This is a genomic window from Microbacterium sp. NPDC056044 (genome assembly GCF_042267145.1).
Taxonomy (GTDB): Bacteria; Actinomycetota; Actinomycetes; order Actinomycetales; family Microbacteriaceae; genus Microbacterium.
This window is the reverse complement of sequence record NZ_JBHJWZ010000004.1, coordinates 326,830-343,183: the sequence shown is the minus strand read 5'-3', so window position 1 is coordinate 343,183 and position 16,354 is coordinate 326,830. Positions and strand designations below refer to the sequence as shown.

Genomic DNA, 16,354 nt, shown 5'->3' with positions numbered 1-16,354 from the left:
CTCCCTCGCGATCCCGAACGCGTGGGCCCTCGCCCCTTGCAGACACGATGGAGTGTTCATGCGCCGGTTCCGCCGTCCGATCATCGCCGTGGCCACGGCATCCGTTCTCGTCCTCGTCCAGGCGATCGCCGATCCGACCGGGCTCCTCGCGCTCGTCGGCTGGCCCGGCGGCACGCTGCAGGGTCAGCTCGGCTGGCCCCTCGCGCCGTACCTCGTGTTCCTCCCGGTGCTGCTGGGCGTCGTGTGGTGGGCCGCGGTGCGGGCGGGCGAGCGCTTCTGGACGATGTTCGCGGGGGTCGTGCTGGCGGTGCTGCTCGCGCAGGCGGCCGCCTGTGTCGCGATGACGATGGATGCTGCGCTCTCGGCGTGGGCCGCCGGCTACGTGACCGCGAAGGCCCTGCCGGCGGCGGCGATCATCGCTGCCGTGACCCGCTGGGCGGGCGGGCGGTCGTCGCGTCCCGTGTTCGAGCGCGGATCCGTGTGGCCCGCCGCGATGGCCTTCGGCGCGATCGCGCCGCTGGCCGCGGGGTCGTGGTGGACCGGTGCGGCCTACGCCGCCCTGATCCCGTCGCCGCGCCCCGACCGCGGTTTCGTGTCGGTGGCCGTGGCCGTCGTGCTGATGATCGCCTCGGCGTGGGTGTGCGTACGCTTCATGCGCCGGCGCGTGCCCGGCTTCCTCGGGACGTGGCTCGGCGTCCTCGCCGCAGGCGCCCTGTTCGGACTGGTGCAGGCGGCGATCGGCCTCGTGGTCGACGACGGCTTCCGCGGGGACCTGTGGCCGCTCATGGCCGCCTACGTGCACGTCGCGGACGGCCTGTCGTTCGGCGCGTGCCTCGGGTGGGTCGCGGCGCTGGCCTCGCTCGTCACCGACCGCGTGCGCGCACGCCGCACTATCCCGCAGGGGACGGATGCCTCGGCCGACGCGGTCGAGCCGGCACCGGCGCGGCGGCCGGTCGCGGTGACGGCGGTCGCCGTGGTCGCGGCGGCGCTCGTCATCACGCCCGTCGCGGTGGCGGCCGGCGCCGACGACGCCGCGGGGGATGCAGCATCCGTCCCCGCAGGATTCCTGCGCGCGGACGGCGATCGCATCACGGACGGCGAGGGGCACGAGGTGCTCCTGCGCGGGGCCAACGTGAACCAGCTGGTCGACTTCTACCAGCCGCAGGAGGACGTGCCGGCGACCCGGGAACTGACCGAGGCGGACTTCGAGGGCATGGCGTCGTACGGCTTCAACGCGGTGCGGCTGGGGATCTCGTGGTCGGCGCTCGAGCCTGACCGGGGCGAGCTCGACGCGGCGTACCTCGCGCAGATCGACGACGCGGTCGCGTGGGCGAAGGCGAACGGCATCCGCACCGTCATCGACCTGCACCAGGACGGCTGGTCGAACGCCGCGACCGCGACGGGCACCGAGTGCCGCCCGGGCACCGACCCGATGTGGGGCTATGACGGCGCGCCGGAGTGGGCGACGATCTTCGACGGGACCCCTCGCTGCGCGTTCACCGGGCGCGACATCTCCCCCGCCGGCGACCGCGCGTTCGAGCACTTCTGGTTCGACACCGACGGTGTCCAGACGGCGCTCGTGCGCACGTGGGGCGAACTCGCGGCGCGGTATGCGGACGAGCCGGCCGTCGCCGGGTTCGACCTCATGAACGAGCCGGGGTTCGGGCAGACGGCGCCGGTGACGACGTCGCTGCTGCTCGGGCGCTACTACGACCGCGCGATCGACGCGATCCGCGCGGCGGGCGCACCGCAGATCGTGTTCGTCGAGCCGAGCATCCTGTGGTCGGGCCTCGGCTTCGACAGCGGCCCGTCGCTCGGGTTCACCGACGACGCGAACATCGTGTTCTCGCCCCACCTGTACGCCGAGTCGATCACGATGGACCGCTCGCTCGGCATCCCATCGATCGTCAGCATGGAGCGGCAGTTCGACCTCGCCCGCCGCGTGGCGGACGAGTACGGCATGCCGCTGTGGTCGGGCGAGTACGGCTACTGGGGTGAGCCCGAGGACGTGAACGCGCGCATGGCGCGCTACGCCGACGCGGAGGACGCGCACCTGCTGGGCAGCGCCTATTGGGTGTGGAAGCAGGCGTGCGGCGACCCGCAGAACGGCATCGGCCCGATCGGACTCGCGCTCGTGCCGCAGGACTGCGCGACGGGCGATGACGCGCCGGGCAACGAGGTGCTGCTCGGCGAGCTCAGCCGGGCGTACCCGCGCGAGGCTCCCGGCCGGCTCGTGAGCCTCGAGGCCGACGGCGCGCGGTTCGCGCTCGCGGCGACGACCGGCGAGCCGACGTGCGGCCTCGACGTCTGGATCCCGGGCGCGGCAGAGCCGGACGTGAGCACCGAGGGCCTCACGTACGTCGAGCTCGTCGCGACGGCGGGCGGGTGGCGGATGACCGCCTGCGCCGACGGCGACTACACGGTGACCGCCGGCTGAGCCCCGTCCGCGGAGAGCGCGGGCGTGCGGGACACGCGGGGGGGCAGCATCCGTTCCCATGCATGCCGGGTATGCATATACTCGGTGACTACATACTCGGTATGCCCCCTACGGAGAGGTACGACATGGTTGTCTGGCGTCGATGGGTCTTCCCGATCCTGCTGGTGCTCGTGCTGGGACTCGCCGCCGCGGCGCTGGTGAAGATCGCGTTCTTCCCCGACACGGCGCCCGCCGCCGCCGCGCAGCCGTCCGCGCAGATCGCCGACCCGGTCGTGGTCGTCGAGCGCGGCGCCGTCACCAACGCGCTGAGCCTGCCGGGCACGATCGCGCGCGAGACCGCGTACCCGGTCCGCTCCGAGATCGACGGCACCGTCACCGCCGTCCACGTCGGCGAAGGCCAGGCCGTCGCCGCCGGGCAGAAGCTCTTCACCATCAAGCAGGCCGATCCGGTCAAGAACATCGACGTCCTCGCCCCCGAGGCGGGCGACGTCACCGAGATCGCGGTCGTGAAGGGCCAGCCGGCCTCGATCGGGGGCGAGCTCGCGTCGCTCACGCCCGCCCGCTACCGCGTGCAGGCCACGGTCGACCCGGTGCAGCTGTACCGCCTGCAGGGTGCGCCGTCGGAGGGATCGGTGACGATCCAGGGCGGCCCCGCGCCGTTCACGTGCACCGGGCTGAAGGTCTCGGTCGCCGAGGACGGCACCACCACCGTCACGTGCGCGGTGCCGGCCGACCAGGTCGTGTTCGCGGGGCTGCAGGCGCAGCTCGACATCGACCTCGGCACCGTCTCGGACGTGCTCGTCGTGCCCACCACCGCCGTCAAGGGCGGGTCGGGCACCGGCGTCGTGTGGGTGGATGCCGGCACCGGCGAGCTCGAGGAGCGCGACGTCGCGCTCGGGGTGAGCGACGGCGCCATCGTCGAGGTGACCACCGGGCTCGAAGAGGGCGAGCAGGTGCGCCAGTACGTGCCCGGCGTCCTCGCGGGCGACGACCCCGTCTGCTACGACGACGGCATGGGCGGCGAGTACTGCGAGCCCGCCGGGTGGAGCTGGTGAGCCTCGTCCGGCTCGAGGGCGTGTCGAAGCACGTGCTGCTGCCCGACGACAGCCGCCTCGACATCCTCCGCGGCATCGACCTCGCCGTCGCCGCAGGAGACCACGTCGCGATCGTCGGACGCAGCGGCTCGGGCAAGTCCACGCTCCTGAACCTCATGGGCATGCTCGACCGCCCCTCCGAGGGCGCGGTGTGGTTCCGGGGCGAGCCGGTGCGCAAGATGCGGCGCGGCAAGCTCGACCGGCTGCGCGGGGGCAACGTCGGCTTCGTCTTCCAGCAGTTCAACCTGCTCGCCGGGCGCACCGCGCTCGAGAACGTCGAGATGCCGCTCGGCTACGCGTCGGGCCGCGAGTTCTGGCGCCGCCGGCGCACCGCGAGCGAGATGCTCGAGCGGGTCGGACTCGGCCACCGCCTCGAGTCGACGCCCGAGCAGATGTCGGGCGGCGAGCAGCAGCGCGTGGCGATCGCCCGCGCGCTGGTGCGGCGGCCCGCGCTCATCCTCGCCGACGAGCCCACCGGCGCCCTCGACGTCGAGACCGGAGCGACGGTGATGGAGCTGCTCGACGACATCGCCTCGGAGGCGGACGCCGCCCTCGTGACGATCACCCACGACCTCCACGTCGCCGCCCGCGCGCGCCGGCACTACCGCCTCGACGCCGGCGTGCTGTCGTCCTTCGACCTGAGCAGCGCACCCACTCCTGCGGAGGCCGAGGCTTCTGCACCCGAGCTCGCGGAGAGCGTGGCGGAACCCGAGCTCGAACCCGCGCCCCAGACCCACGCGGGCATCGAGGCATCCCTCGACGTCTCCGCTCGGGAAGACGCGCCCGAGCGTGCGGAGGTGGCGTCGTGAGCGGCCTCGTCGGCGCATTGGGCGAGGCGTGGTCGGAGCTGCGACACCACAAGCTGCGGGTGCTCTTGAGCCTCATCGGCATCGCCGTCTCGGTCGGGGCGCTCACCGCGGTGGTCGCCCTCGGCGAGTACCAGCGGCAGCAGATGGCCGAGCAGTCCGACCAGAGCGGCGGCCGGCCGGCGACGCTGTCGATCTCGGCGTCGCGCACCGACGGCGCCCCGATGGACTGGGAGTCGTTCGACGCGCACCTCGATCGCGTCGCGGAGCGGTACTCGTTCTCGCACCTCACGCGCATCGTCGATCCGGTGCAGCTGCAGCTGCAGACGCCCGAGCAGGTGCGGCCCGTGATGGCGCGCCTCGTCGACCCCGCGTACGCGGTGATCCACCGCTCCCCCGTCCTCGAGGGCCGCTGGTTCCAGGACGCCGACGCCGAACTGCTCGCACCCCCGGTCGTGATCACAGAGGCACTGTGGGAGGTGTACGGCCGCCCGGCACTCGGCCCCGGGTTCGCGGTGAGCCTCGTCGGCGACCTCGGCGGGCAGTACACCGTCGTCGGCGTGACGCCGAAGCAGTACTCCGGCGACCAGGAGAAGCGCCTGACGCTCATGTACGTCTCCTATGCCGAGCGCCAGGACGCGCTGCCGGCGGACGCCATGATCGCGTGGGAGACGTGGGTGCCGGAGGACGGCGTCGCCGACCTCGGGCCCGCGCTCGCGGCCGATCTGCGTGCCGGCCAGGACGACATCCAGGTGAGCGTCAACCGCACCGATTGGGCGTCGCGGCCCGACGCGCAGAACTCGATGGCGATGTTCGAGGTCGTCACCGGCGGCATCGCCGGGCTCGTGCTGCTGCTCGGCGGACTGGGGCTCGTCAACATCCAGCTCGTCGCGATGCGCCAGCGCATCCGCGAGATCGGCGTGCGCCGCAGCTTCGGCGCGACGCAGGGCCGCATCTTCACCTCGGTGCTGCTCGAGAGCGTCGTCGCCACGGCCGTCGCCGGCGTGATCGGCATCGCGATCGCGGTGGCGGTGCTGAAGGCGCCGTTCGTCATGGACATGTTCTCGGGCCTGCAGGACATCCCGCCGTTCCCGGTGCGCGCCGCCGTCACCGGACTCGTCGCGGCCGTCGCGATCGGCGCGCTGGCCGGGTTCATCCCGGCGCTCATGGCCGTGCGCTCCAACGTGATCGACGCGCTGCGCTTCTGACGCGCCCACCCCACCCGTCCGCCCTCCGCCCCGAAGGAGAAGCCCATGTCCGTCCGACAGAGTCTGCTCGCGATCCTCGATCAGGGCCCGTGCTACGGCTACCAGCTGCGCGCCGAGTTCGACCGGCGCACCGGGTCGACGTGGCCGCTGAACGTGGGCCAGATCTACAACACGCTCGACAGGCTCGAGCGCGACGGCCTGGTCGAGAAGGGCGACGTCGACGAGCACGGTCACGTCTACTGGGAGATCACGGATGCCGGAGCCGCCGAGGTGCGCGACTGGCTGGCCTCCCCGGTGCAGCGTGCGCAGGGCACCCGTGACGAGCTGGCGATCAAGCTCGCGGTGGCCGCGACGCTGCCGGGCGTGGACGTCGCCGACATCATCCAGACGCAGCGCCGCTCGTCGCTCGCGCAGCTGCAGGAGCTCAACCGCGCCAAGTACGCCGGGTCGAACCCCGACGGCCCGGAGGAGCTCGCGTGGTCGCTCGTGGTCGACTCCATGATCTTCGCCGCCGAGGCGGAGGTGCGCTGGCTCGACCACTCCGAGCAGCGGCTGGCGCTGCACCCGCAGCGCGCGATGGCGCTGGAGCTCTCGACCGACAAGCCCAAGCGCGGCCGCCCCGCCCGGGCCGAGGCATCCATCGCTCCAGAGAAGTCGCGATGACCGACACCGTGCTGCGCCTCATCGGGGTGACGCAGCAGTACGGCATCGGCGCGACGGCCGTCTCGGCGCTGTCGGGCGTCGACTTCGAGGTGAGCAAGGGCGAGCTCGTAGCGGTGATGGGCCCGTCGGGATCGGGCAAGTCGACGCTGCTGTCCATCGCGGGCGGGCTCGCGATCCCGACGACCGGCGAGGTGATCGTCGAGGGCGCGTACCTCAGCGAGCAGACCCCGTCGCAGCTCGCACGGCTGCGGCGGCGATCACTCGGCTTCGTGTTCCAGGACTTCAACCTCATCCCCACCCTGACCGCACTCGAGAACGTGACGCTGCCGCTCGAGCTCGACGGTTTCCGTGGTCGCGTGGCGCGGCGCGCCGGGCGCGACGCACTCGCGTCGGTCGGACTCGAGGACAAGGCCGCCTCCTACCCCGACGACCTGTCGGGCGGGCAGCAGCAGCGCGTCGCGATCGCGCGCGCCGTCGTCGGCGGGCGCCGGCTGATCCTGGCCGACGAGCCGACCGGCGCCCTGGACTCGGTGACCGGCGAGATGGTGCTGAAGATGCTCCGCGCACGGGTGGATGCCGGGGCCGCCGGCATCCTCGTCACCCACGAGGCCCGCCACGCCGCCTTCGCCGACCGCATCGTGTTCCTGCGCGACGGCCGCATCGTCGACGAGTCGCGCCGCGCCGGCGCGGATTCGCTCCTCACCGGGTCGCGATGACCCGGCTCCTGGAGGCCGCGAGCGTCGACACGGCGCAGGAGCGGATGGATGCTGCGCCCCGGCGTCGCGGCTCGGCATGGGCGCGGTGGCGGGTCGCGGTGCGGCTCGCGTGGCGGCAGACGTGGCGCACGAAGGGCTCGAGCGCGCTCGTGGTGACGCTCGTCGCCCTCCCGGTGGCGGGCCTGGCGGGTGCGGCGGCGGTGTGGCAGGCGCAGGAGGGGTCGCTGGAGCAGCGCATCGTCGCGCTGGAGCTCGGCGCCAACCAGACCTGGATCGAGGCCATCGGCGGACCCGACCCGTCACGCCGGCAGGCGATCGACCAGCCGTGGGACAACCGCGTCGACGCCGATGACTCGGGGCTTCCCCTCAACCCGGCGCTCCCCGCGCCGACGACGCGGCCCGACGTGGTCCCCGGCGACGCCACGGTCTACCCGGTGCAGCAGTTCGGATCGGCCGCCGTCGAGACCGAGGCCGGAGTGGCGTGGTTGACCACCGTCGCCGGCGAGGTGTGGGCGCCGTCGTTCGCGGGCCTGTACGTGCCGATCGACGGCGCCGCGCCGACCCGCGCCGACGAGTTCATGGCGACGCCAGGCGCCCTCGAGCGCATGGGCGCCGAGATCGGCGACGCCGTCGTCTTCCCGGCCGCGGGCGCCACCCTGACCCTCACCGGCACGATGCGACCCGCGAACGCGGACGGGACGACACCCACCCTGTTCCTGCCCGACGCCCGGTACACGGCCGACGGGCCCGCGATCAGCCGGTGGTACGTGGCGGACTGGCAGCCGGGCGTCGACGAGCTCGCCGAGCTCAACCACGCCGGCTACATCGCGTACGCGCGCGATCTGGTGCTCGACCCTCCCGCCGACAGCAAGCGCGGCAGCTGGGTGAACGGCACACCGCTCTGGAGCGTCATGCTCATCGGCGCGATCATCGCGGCGATCTGCGGGTACATCGTCGTGCTGCTGGCCGGAGCCGCGTTCTCGGTCGCCGCGCGCCGTCAGCAGCGCGCCCTGTCGGTGGCCGCCAGCGTCGGCGCCGCCCGCGGGGACGTCTTCCGCGTCGTGGTGCTGCAGGGCACGGTCCTCGGCGTGGTCGGCGGTCTCGTCGGCTCCACCGTCGGACTCGGCGGCGCCGCGGTGATGCTCGCCCTGACCGACCGGGGCGCCGTCGGCACCTTCTGGGGGCACTTCGGGTTCTCCATCCCGTGGCAGCTCGTCGCCCCGATCATCGTGTTCGCGGTGATCGTCGGCACGATCGCCGCGATCGCCCCGGCGCGTGCGGCGACGCGCGGCGACACCCTCGCGGCACTCCGCGGCGCGCGCCGGCCCGCCCTCCTCAAGCCGCACCGGCCGCTCTGGGGCATCCTCGTGATGATCGTCGGACTCGTCGCACTCGTCACCGGCGGCGTGTACGTCGCCGCGACGACCGCCACCGGCGGCGACACCACGACGCCGGTGTTCTACGTCGCGATCTACGCCGTGGTGCTGGGGCCGCTGCTGTTCCAGATCGGCATGCTCATCCCCTCGCACTGGGTGCTCGTGCAGCTGTCGAAGGTCGCGTCGCGCCTGGGGCTGGCTCCGCGGCTGGCGAGCCGGGATGCTGCGGCCAACCCGTCGCGCGTCGTGCCGGCGTTCGCGGTGATCGGCGCCTGCATCTATGCGGCGTCGTTCGTGCTCTCGATGACGGCGATGACAGCGGCGGGGAACGCCCGCATGCACTGGTACCAGTCGCCGCAGGGATCCCTGTCGGTGCAGCTGTGGCAGTCGGGGTCCGACTCGTCGGCCGAGCTGATGGCCGTCGCCGAAGATCTCGTCGCGTCGACCTCCCCCGCCACGACGGCGGTCATCCACACGACGCGCTGGCCCGCGGTCGACGCCGCCGGGTTGCCGCTCACCCCCGACGCGATCGCCCTCGGCGTCGCGCGCCAGAGCTACGACTGGTGCCTGCCCGGGTGCACACTCGGCGCGCAGGAGCTCGCGAGCACCTCGCTCTCGGTCGTCGAGGCGACCGACGTCGAGACGGTCCTCGGCGTGCCGGTCGACTCCGCCGCCCTCGCGACGCTCGAGGCCGGCGGAGCGATCGTCACCGATCCCGGCTTCCTGACGGCAGGCGACGACGTGGTCGTCACCGAGTGGACGGCCGGCGAGTACCTGGCGCTGATGCAGATGGACGCGTCGTCGAAGGTGGAGCCCGAGGCGAAGCATCCACTCTCCGCCGTCTTCGTCGATCCCGGCCACCAGCAGCCCTACCAGGTCGTCGTCACGCCCCGCACCGCCGAGCGCCTGGGCGCCGAGCTCGTGCCCACGGCGATCATCGCGACCTACGACGAGCCGCTCCCCGCCGCCACCGTCGACCGCATCACCGCCCAGACCTTCGACTTCCGCGTCGCCGCCGATGCGGGGCTGAATGCGAACGTCGAGACCGGGCCGGGTCCGGTCGACCCCTGGCTGTGGCTCATCACCGGCGTGACGATGGCACTCGTCGTCGCCGCGTCCGGCGTGTGTCTCGGTCTCGCACGGTTCGAGCGGCGGCCCGACGACGCGACGCTCACCGCGGTCGGCGGCAGCCGGCTCCTGCGGCGCAGCGTCAACGCGTGGCAGGCGGCGATCATCGTCGGCGTCGGCGCTATCGTCGGCACGACGACGGGTGCGCTGTCGGTGTGGGGGTATGCGAGGGCGAACGCCGACATGTACCGCCTGTCCGACACGCCGTGGCCCTGGCTCGCCGTGCTCGCGATCGCCCTGCCCGTCGCGGTGACGGCCGTGGCGTGGCTGGTTCCGCCGCGGCATCCCGATCTCACGCGACGCACCGCGATCACATAGCCGATCTCCCGCGCGCAGGATCGCGGCATCCTGTCGCCTCACAGGCGCGCCGCGCTACGGTTGACTGTGCACACGAACGCCGACCAGATCGAAGCCGAGGCTCAGACCGAGCCCGCAGCGATGACCTTCTCCGACCTCGGGCTGAGCCAGCCCGTCCTCAAGGCCCTCAAGGACATCGGCTACGAGACCCCCTCGGCGATCCAGGCGGCGACCATTCCGACGCTGCTCGGCGGCCGCGACGTCGTGGGCATGGCGCAGACCGGAACGGGCAAGACCGCCGCGTTCGCGCTGCCGATCATCGACCGCCTCGACCTCGGCCAGAAGACCCCGCAGGCGCTCGTGCTCGCTCCCACGCGCGAACTGGCGCTCCAGGTCTGCGAGGCGTTCGAGAAGTACGCGGCCCACCTGAAGGACGTGCACATCCTTCCCGTCTACGGCGGTCAGGGCTACGGCGTGCAGCTCTCGGCCCTCCGGCGCGGCGTGCACATCGTCGTCGGCACCCCCGGCCGCATCATCGACCACCTCGAGAAGGGCACGCTCGACCTCTCGGAGCTCCAGTACCTCGTGCTCGACGAGGCCGACGAGATGCTCAAGATGGGCTTCGCCGAAGACGTCGAGACGATCCTCGCCGAGACCCCCGAGACCAAGCAGGTCGCGCTGTTCTCGGCGACCATGCCCGCCACGATCCGCCGCATGTCGAAGCAGTACCTGCACGACCCGGAAGAGATCACGGTCAAGGCGAAGACGCAGACCTCCGCCAACATCTCGCAGCGCTACCTCATCAGCGCGTGGCAGCAGAAGATGGACGCCCTCACCCGCATCCTCGAGGTCGAGAACTTCGACGGCATGATCGTGTTCGGCCGCACCCGCAGCGTCACCGAGGAGATCGCCGAGAAGCTGCGCGCCCGCGGCTACTCGGCCGCCGCGATCAACGGCGACATCGCCCAGCCGCAGCGCGAGAAGACTGTCAACCAGCTGAAGTCGGGCAAGCTCGACATCCTGGTGGCGACCGATGTCGCCGCGCGCGGCCTCGACGTCGAGCGCGTGTCGCACGTGGTCAACTACGACATCCCGACGGATGCCGAGTCCTACGTCCACCGCATCGGCCGCACCGGCCGTGCCGGGCGTTCGGGCGACGCGATCAGCTTCGTCACGCCCCGCGAGCGCGGGCTCGTGAAGATGATCGAGCGCGCGACGCGTCAGGAGCTCACCGAGATGGCGCTGCCGAGCGTCGACGAGGTCAACGTGACCCGCCTGTCGCGCTTCGACGACCGCATCACCGCGGCGCTCGACGAGAGCGCGCGCATCGAGGCGTTCCGCGACATCATCGCCCACTACGTGCGCAACCACGACGTGCCCGAGGTCGACGTGGCCGCCGCCCTCGCGGTGGTCGCGCAGGGCGAGACGCCCCTCCTCCTCGAGCCCGACCCCGAGCCGGCCCCGCGCCGCGAGCGCACCGACCGCCCCGACCGCGGCGATCGTCCCGCGTTCGGCGAGCGCGGCGACCGGCCCGAGCGCCGGACGCCCCGCGAGGGCTTCGCGACCTACCGCATCAACGTCGGCAAGCGTCAGCGCGTCGAGCCCCGTCAGATCGTCGGCGCGCTCGCGAACGAGGGGGGCCTCCGACGCGACGACTTCGGCGCGATCAAGATCATGCCCGACTTCTCGCTCGTCGAGCTGCCGGCGAACCTCCCCGCCGGTGCCCTCGACCGCCTGGCCGACACCCGTATCTCTGGCCAGCTCATCGAGCTGCGCCCCGACACCGGCCGCCCGCAGCGCCGCAAGGACGCCACCGGCGGCTCGTACCGCGACAACCGCGGTAGCGACCGCGGCTCGTACCGCGACTCGGGCTCGCGCGACTCCGGTTCGCGCGGCTCGTACGGCGACGACCGCCCGGCACGCAAGCCCCGCCACAAGCGCAGCGACGGCTGACCCGGTCGCTGCGCCGGGGCGCAGCATCCGTCCGCCGCGTTCAGGTGTGACGACACGCGGGGTCTCTCACGCGACCCCGCGTGTCGTCACGTCGAGCGGGCGAGGGTAGGCGAGCGCAGGGCCACGCTCTGCGCGAACACTCGACCGCAGGGGCCGTCGCTTCAGCCCGCTCCCAGCGGCCCCCGTAGGATCGATTCATGGCCGGATTCTGGGGCAGACGCAAGCGCGAGCAGGAAGAACTGAACACGCAGGACGCCGACCTGGCGCGGCGGGCGCAGCAGGCGCTGGTGGCGGCCGACGAGCGCATCCGCCTCACGACCGACGAGCTGGCCTTCGCCGACGCGGAGCTCGGCCCCGGCCCCACCAAGGAGCTGCGCGACGCCCTCGCGTCGGTGCGCACCCACCTGCAGGAGGCCTTCCACCTCCACCAGCTCAACCACGACGACATCCCCGACACCCCCGAAGAGCTGCGCACCCGCAACGCCCGCATCGTGCAGCTGTGCGAGTGGGCCGAGGACCTCCTCGACGACCGCACCGAGGCGCTCGCGGCGCCGATCGAGCGCGCGCGTCGCGCTCCCGAGATCATCGCGAAGGTGCGGGCGGATGCTGCGCGCCTGCGCCTGCGCCTGCCCGATGCCCGCTCCACCGTCGACCGGCTGTCCGTCCGCTACTCGGCGCACGCCCTGTCGCAGATCGAGGCGAACCCGGCTGAGGCGGAGCAGCTGCTCGGCTTCGCCGAGCACAGCGCCGGCGTCGCCGAGCGCCGTCGCGAGGCGGGCCAGCGCGAGCAGGCGAACATGGCGCTCGAGGCATCCACCGAATCCGTCCGCCGCGCCGAGACGCTGATCGACGCGGTCGAGACCTTCGAGGTCGAGGCGCTGCGCGCCGAGTCGACGCTCGCCGCGATCGTCGAGGACTCCCGCGGCGACCTCGTGCTCGCGCTGAAGGAGCCGCACTCCCCCGCGGTGCAGACCGCGATCGAGGAGCTGCAGGCCGCGCTCGCCGCCCTTCCCGCGGCCGGCGTGAACACCGACCCCTTCGAGCAGCTCTCGCGCCTGCGCGAGGCGAACGCGGGACTCGATGCCGCGATCGCCGCCGCGCGCGAGCGCGCCGCCCGGCCCATCCCGCCGCTCGAGCACGTGCGCCACGCCATCGACGACGCCGACCGGCAGCTCGCCGTCTCGCGCGACGTGATCGCCGGGCACCGCGGCTGGATCGGCGCCGACGCCCGCACGCGATTCGCCGAGGCCGAGCGCGTGCGCCTCGACCTCGACCGCTACCTCGGCTCGTCGGCGGCCGCCGTCACGGCGATCGACGAGGACCACCGCGAGCAGGCGTTCGCGATGGCCCGGCGCGCCGCGTTCCTCGCGAGCGAGGCGCTGCAGCTCGCCCAGCGCGACATCGACGCCGCCCGCCCGCAGCCCGACCAGTGGGGCGGCCCCGGCTACGGCCAGCAGCAGTACGGCGGCGGCCGCCGCGGCGGCGGCTCCGACATCATGGGCGGCATCCTCGGCGGCCTCGTGATCGGCAGCCTCCTCGACGGCATGTTCGACTGACCTCCCGCCCCGTCTCCCGTCAGTCGTCGTCCCGCCCTCGTCCTCACGCCGAAACACGGGTCGGTAACGGCGACACGCCGGGTGGCAGCATCTCCCCGGCGTGTCGTGTCACCGACCCGTGTTTCGGCACGGAGAGCAGGGGTGGGGACGAGGCCGGGTGGGACGAGGCCGGGTGGGACGAGACCGGGTGGGACAAGGCCGGGTGGCACCGGGCCCGGGTCAGAGAGGGACGACCTCGAGGCCGTCGGCGACCACACGGCCGTTGTGGAGCACGGTGCGGTCGGCGCCGCGGTCCATGACCGCGCTCGTGGGCGTCTCGCCGTCGACGAGCACGAGGTCGGCGCGGTCGCCCACGGCGACGCCCGGGCGGTCTCCGACCCCGGAGACCCGCGGCGAGGTGTGGCTCATGATCGAGGCGCCGCCCATCGTCGCGACGGCGAGCGCGAGCTCGATGTGGTCGTCGCGGCGGAAGCCGTTGACGAAGGCGAGCTGCCACGTGCGGTCGAGCATGTCGCAGTTGCCGTACGGGCTCCAGTAGTCGCGCTGGCCGTCTTCGCCGAGGCCCACGCGCACGCCCGCCTCGGCGAGGTCGACGAGCCTGAGGTGTCCGGTGGTCGACGGCGCGACCGTCGCCATGGCGATGTCGAGTTCGGCGAACTCGTCGATCAGCCGGCGGCTCACGGCCTCCGACACCGAGCCGAGATCGTAGGCGTGCGACAACGTCACCTTGCCCTGCATGCCGAGCGCGCGCGTGCGCTCGAGGACGAGCTCGGTGCTGAACACGCCCAGCGCGCCCGGCTCGTGCAGGTGTATGTCGATCTCGACCTGGTACTTGTCGGCGAGGCCGAACACGATGTCGAGGTGCTTGACGGGGTCGCGGTCGAGCTGGCTCGGGTCGATGCCGCCCATGACGTCGGCGCCCTGCTTCAGCGATTCCTCGAGGTAGTCGACCGTGCCCGCCTCGCGCAGGATGCCGGCCTGCGGGAACGTCATGATCTGCACGTCGGCGTGATCGCGGAACTTCTCCTTCGCAGCGAGCACCGAGTCGAACTTCTCGAGCTTGCAGTCGACGTCGACCTGCGCGTAGCTGCGCACGCGCGTCGTGCCCTTCGCGATCATCTGCTCGAGGGTTCCCGCGACGATCTCGGCGTGCGGCACGTCTGCGTGGCGCCAGTTGTCCCGATCGTTGAGCATCATGCCCCACACCCCGGGCGCCCCCGTGTGCGGGCGGAACGGCAGGCCGATCCGGGACGAGTCGAGGTGCACGTGCACGTCGCTGAACGACGGCAGCAGCAGCCGGCCCCGCCCGTCGACATCGCCCGGGGCGGCCGGCGCCGAGGCGTCGCGCGCCCGGATCTCGGTGATGCGGGCGCCCTCGAGGACGATGTCTGCGGCGTCGGCGCCCCAGGGGCGCGCGTTGCGGATGATCACGTCTGGTACCTCTCGACGGATGGATGGATGCTGCGGCCACGCCGGCACGCCTGGTCGATGGTATACCGAATACCAGCGCGCATCGGGCGGGTGGCAGCATCCGTCTCCGGAATGCACGAGGGGTGCGGCCGCCTCGGCAGCCGCACCCCTCGGTACGTCTCAGGACGCCAGCTCGTCCGGCTGTGCCTGCGTGGTCAGCGAGATCACGCCGTAGTCCCAGCCCTTGCGGCGGTACACGACACTCGGGTGATCGGTGCGCGCGTCGATGAACAGGAAGAAGTCGTGGCCGACGAGCTCCATGCGGTCGACGGCCTCCTCGACGGACATCCACTCGGGGTGGAACTCCTTCGTGCGGATGACGACGGGCGTGTAGCCCTCTTCCTCTTCGTTGCCCGTGATGATCGGGATCTCACCGGTCGCGACGGCGCGGAGCACGTCGACGGACGCCGGCTGCAGGTCGATCCCCTGGATCGCGCCGCTGCCCTTCTCGAACTTCGCACCCCGGGGGTGGTTGCGTGCGTCGACACGCTTGTCCTTCGCACGGCGCAGCTGTTCGCACAGCTTGTCGACCGCGAGGTCCAATGCGGTGAACTTGTCGCCGTCGGTGGCCTCGGCCCGGATGACGGGTCCCTTGCCGTTGACGGTCAGTTCGACGGTCTCATCCTCCACACGACCGTTGTGGTACGCGCGGTGTGTGACCTTGACATCCACGCGTTGCGCGCGCGGGGCGAGGTTCTCGATGCGGAGGGCCTTCTCCTCGACGACACCGCGGAAGCGATCTGTGATGCCCACTCCCACGCCGACGATGCTGGTTTCCATCCTTGACCTCCTTGTTCCGGTCCGCCCGGCCAAGGGCGGACCATCAGTCGCCTTGTCACTCCCACGCTAGCCGGGCGTTCCGACTCTGTCACCTCCGAATTCCGATTGCGTCGGCGCAACGTTCACCGACCTGTGGGACGCCTGCGCGGCGTGGCCGCCACGGTGACCGCGGCCACCACATCGGCGCCCGCGGCGCGCAGCGCGCGGACCGCTTCGGCCAGGCTCGCCCCGGTGGTCACGACGTCGTCGACGACCACGACGCGGAGTCCTTCGGCGTTCAGGGCCACGAGGCTCTGGGCGACGTTGCGGGCGCGCGCGTCACGATCGAGGCCGCGCTGGTCGGAGGTGCGGCGGGCGTACCGGAGCAGTCGGCGGGGACGGCGCCCGGTGCGGCGGACAAGGAGATCGGGCACGCGGTAACCCCGCCGGCGGTACGCCTGCCGTGACGTCGGCATGGGCACGGCGACCGCATCGGCGGCTCCGGCGCAGGCGAGGGCCTGGATCAGCGCGGGCGCGAGCGCCGCGGCCAAGCCCGTGCGCCCGCCCTCTTTGACGGCCCGCAGCACACGGGCGGCGACCCCGTCGAACGCGAGCCCGCTCCACACCGCGACGGCGCCGCCCGGCGCCTGGACGACCTGCACCCGCGGGTCGGGAGCGAGGGCGAACATGCATCGCTCGCACAGGGCGACGTCGGGTTCGTCGCAGCCCGCGCACGAGAGCGGAAGCAGCAGCGCCAGCGCGTCCGCACAGGCCTCGCGCACGGCGCGCACGATCTCCGACATCACCGCCCCAGCCTCGCGGGCACGCGGGCGACCCCGGCGGCTGTTCATCCCGATCCGTGGATGACTCGGGCGCGCGGCCCCCTGTGGA

General features: G+C 72.6%; 12 protein-coding genes. 9 read left to right on the top strand and 3 right to left on the bottom strand.

Going from position 1 to position 16,354, the window contains the following annotated elements; genetic code table 11:
* Window positions 1-58 precede the first annotated feature (58 nt).
* The 9 genes from ACFC1I_RS13405 (at window position 59) to ACFC1I_RS13365 (ending at window position 13,234) form a co-directional block, all read left to right on the top strand.
* Window positions 59-2,437 carry a glycoside hydrolase family 5 protein gene (locus ACFC1I_RS13405; protein ID WP_376010118.1) on the top strand — a complete coding sequence of 793 codons (2,379 nt, stop codon included), beginning with the start codon at window positions 59-61 and terminating at the stop codon, window positions 2,435-2,437.
* A 125-nt stretch (window positions 2,438-2,562) separates the two neighbouring features.
* Window positions 2,563-3,492 carry an efflux RND transporter periplasmic adaptor subunit gene (locus ACFC1I_RS13400; protein WP_376010115.1) on the top strand — a complete coding sequence of 310 codons (930 nt, stop codon included), beginning with the start codon at window positions 2,563-2,565 and terminating at the stop codon, window positions 3,490-3,492.
* The gene (locus ACFC1I_RS13395; protein ID WP_376010112.1) at window positions 3,489-4,340 is read left to right on the top strand and encodes an ABC transporter ATP-binding protein; all 852 of its coding nucleotides are present in this window, start codon (window positions 3,489-3,491) and stop codon (window positions 4,338-4,340) included. The genes ACFC1I_RS13400 and ACFC1I_RS13395 overlap by 4 nt, the downstream gene beginning before the upstream one ends.
* On the top strand, window positions 4,337-5,545 hold the full coding sequence (locus ACFC1I_RS13390) for an ABC transporter permease (protein WP_376010109.1): 1,209 nt from the start codon (window positions 4,337-4,339) through the stop codon (window positions 5,543-5,545). Before ACFC1I_RS13395 ends, ACFC1I_RS13390 begins: the two co-directional genes overlap by 4 nt.
* Window positions 5,546-5,590: 45 nt before the next feature.
* The gene (locus tag ACFC1I_RS13385; protein ID WP_376010106.1) at window positions 5,591-6,208 is read left to right on the top strand and encodes a PadR family transcriptional regulator; all 618 of its coding nucleotides are present in this window, start codon (window positions 5,591-5,593) and stop codon (window positions 6,206-6,208) included.
* The gene (locus tag ACFC1I_RS13380; protein ID WP_376010103.1) at window positions 6,205-6,924 is read left to right on the top strand and encodes an ABC transporter ATP-binding protein; all 720 of its coding nucleotides are present in this window, start codon (window positions 6,205-6,207) and stop codon (window positions 6,922-6,924) included. Before ACFC1I_RS13385 ends, ACFC1I_RS13380 begins: the two co-directional genes overlap by 4 nt.
* On the top strand, window positions 6,921-9,746 hold the full coding sequence (locus ACFC1I_RS13375; protein WP_376010100.1) for an FtsX-like permease family protein: 2,826 nt from the start codon (window positions 6,921-6,923) through the stop codon (window positions 9,744-9,746). Before ACFC1I_RS13380 ends, ACFC1I_RS13375 begins: the two co-directional genes overlap by 4 nt.
* Window positions 9,747-9,866: 120 nt before the next feature.
* Window positions 9,867-11,678, top strand: coding sequence for a DEAD/DEAH box helicase (locus ACFC1I_RS13370; RefSeq protein WP_376010869.1), 1,812 nt, complete (start codon window positions 9,867-9,869; stop codon window positions 11,676-11,678).
* A gap of 197 nt (window positions 11,679-11,875) precedes the next feature.
* The gene (locus tag ACFC1I_RS13365) at window positions 11,876-13,234 is read left to right on the top strand and encodes a hypothetical protein (RefSeq protein WP_376010097.1); all 1,359 of its coding nucleotides are present in this window, start codon (window positions 11,876-11,878) and stop codon (window positions 13,232-13,234) included.
* Between the two features lie 219 nt (window positions 13,235-13,453).
* Here the strand turns inward: ACFC1I_RS13365 and ACFC1I_RS13360 are convergent, their stop codons facing one another.
* From ACFC1I_RS13360 to ACFC1I_RS13350, 3 genes are all read right to left on the bottom strand, one after another.
* Window positions 13,454-14,665 carry an amidohydrolase family protein gene (locus tag ACFC1I_RS13360; RefSeq protein ID WP_376010094.1) on the bottom strand — a complete coding sequence of 404 codons (1,212 nt, stop codon included), beginning with the start codon at window positions 14,663-14,665 and terminating at the stop codon, window positions 13,454-13,456.
* A gap of 159 nt (window positions 14,666-14,824) precedes the next feature.
* A complete protein-coding gene (hpf, locus tag ACFC1I_RS13355) occupies window positions 14,825-15,484 on the bottom strand; it encodes a ribosome hibernation-promoting factor, HPF/YfiA family (RefSeq protein WP_376010091.1) in 660 nt (219 codons plus the stop codon).
* 122 nt (window positions 15,485-15,606) lie between these two features.
* Window positions 15,607-16,266 carry a phosphoribosyltransferase family protein gene (locus ACFC1I_RS13350; protein WP_376010088.1) on the bottom strand — a complete coding sequence of 220 codons (660 nt, stop codon included), beginning with the start codon at window positions 16,264-16,266 and terminating at the stop codon, window positions 15,607-15,609.
* Window positions 16,267-16,354 lie beyond the last annotated feature (88 nt).

What these genes read in the sequence shown, in the direction of transcription:
- ACFC1I_RS13405 (WP_376010118.1), top strand. Translation starts at nt 59, where the DNA reads ATGCGCCGGTTCCGCCGTCCGATCATCGCCGTGGCCACGGCATCCGTT.
- ACFC1I_RS13400 (WP_376010115.1), top strand. Translation starts at nt 2,563, where the DNA reads ATGGTTGTCTGGCGTCGATGGGTCTTCCCGATCCTGCTGGTGCTCGTG.
- ACFC1I_RS13385 (WP_376010106.1), top strand. Translation starts at nt 5,591, where the DNA reads ATGTCCGTCCGACAGAGTCTGCTCGCGATCCTCGATCAGGGCCCGTGC.
- ACFC1I_RS13380 (WP_376010103.1), top strand. Translation starts at nt 6,205, where the DNA reads ATGACCGACACCGTGCTGCGCCTCATCGGGGTGACGCAGCAGTACGGC.
- ACFC1I_RS13375 (WP_376010100.1), top strand. Translation starts at nt 6,921, where the DNA reads ATGACCCGGCTCCTGGAGGCCGCGAGCGTCGACACGGCGCAGGAGCGG.
- ACFC1I_RS13370 (WP_376010869.1), top strand. Translation starts at nt 9,867, where the DNA reads ATGACCTTCTCCGACCTCGGGCTGAGCCAGCCCGTCCTCAAGGCCCTC.
- ACFC1I_RS13365 (WP_376010097.1), top strand. Translation starts at nt 11,876, where the DNA reads ATGGCCGGATTCTGGGGCAGACGCAAGCGCGAGCAGGAAGAACTGAAC.
- hpf (WP_376010091.1), bottom strand. Translation starts at nt 15,484, where the DNA reads ATGGAAACCAGCATCGTCGGCGTGGGAGTGGGCATCACAGATCGCTTC.
- ACFC1I_RS13350 (WP_376010088.1), bottom strand. Translation starts at nt 16,266, where the DNA reads ATGTCGGAGATCGTGCGCGCCGTGCGCGAGGCCTGTGCGGACGCGCTG.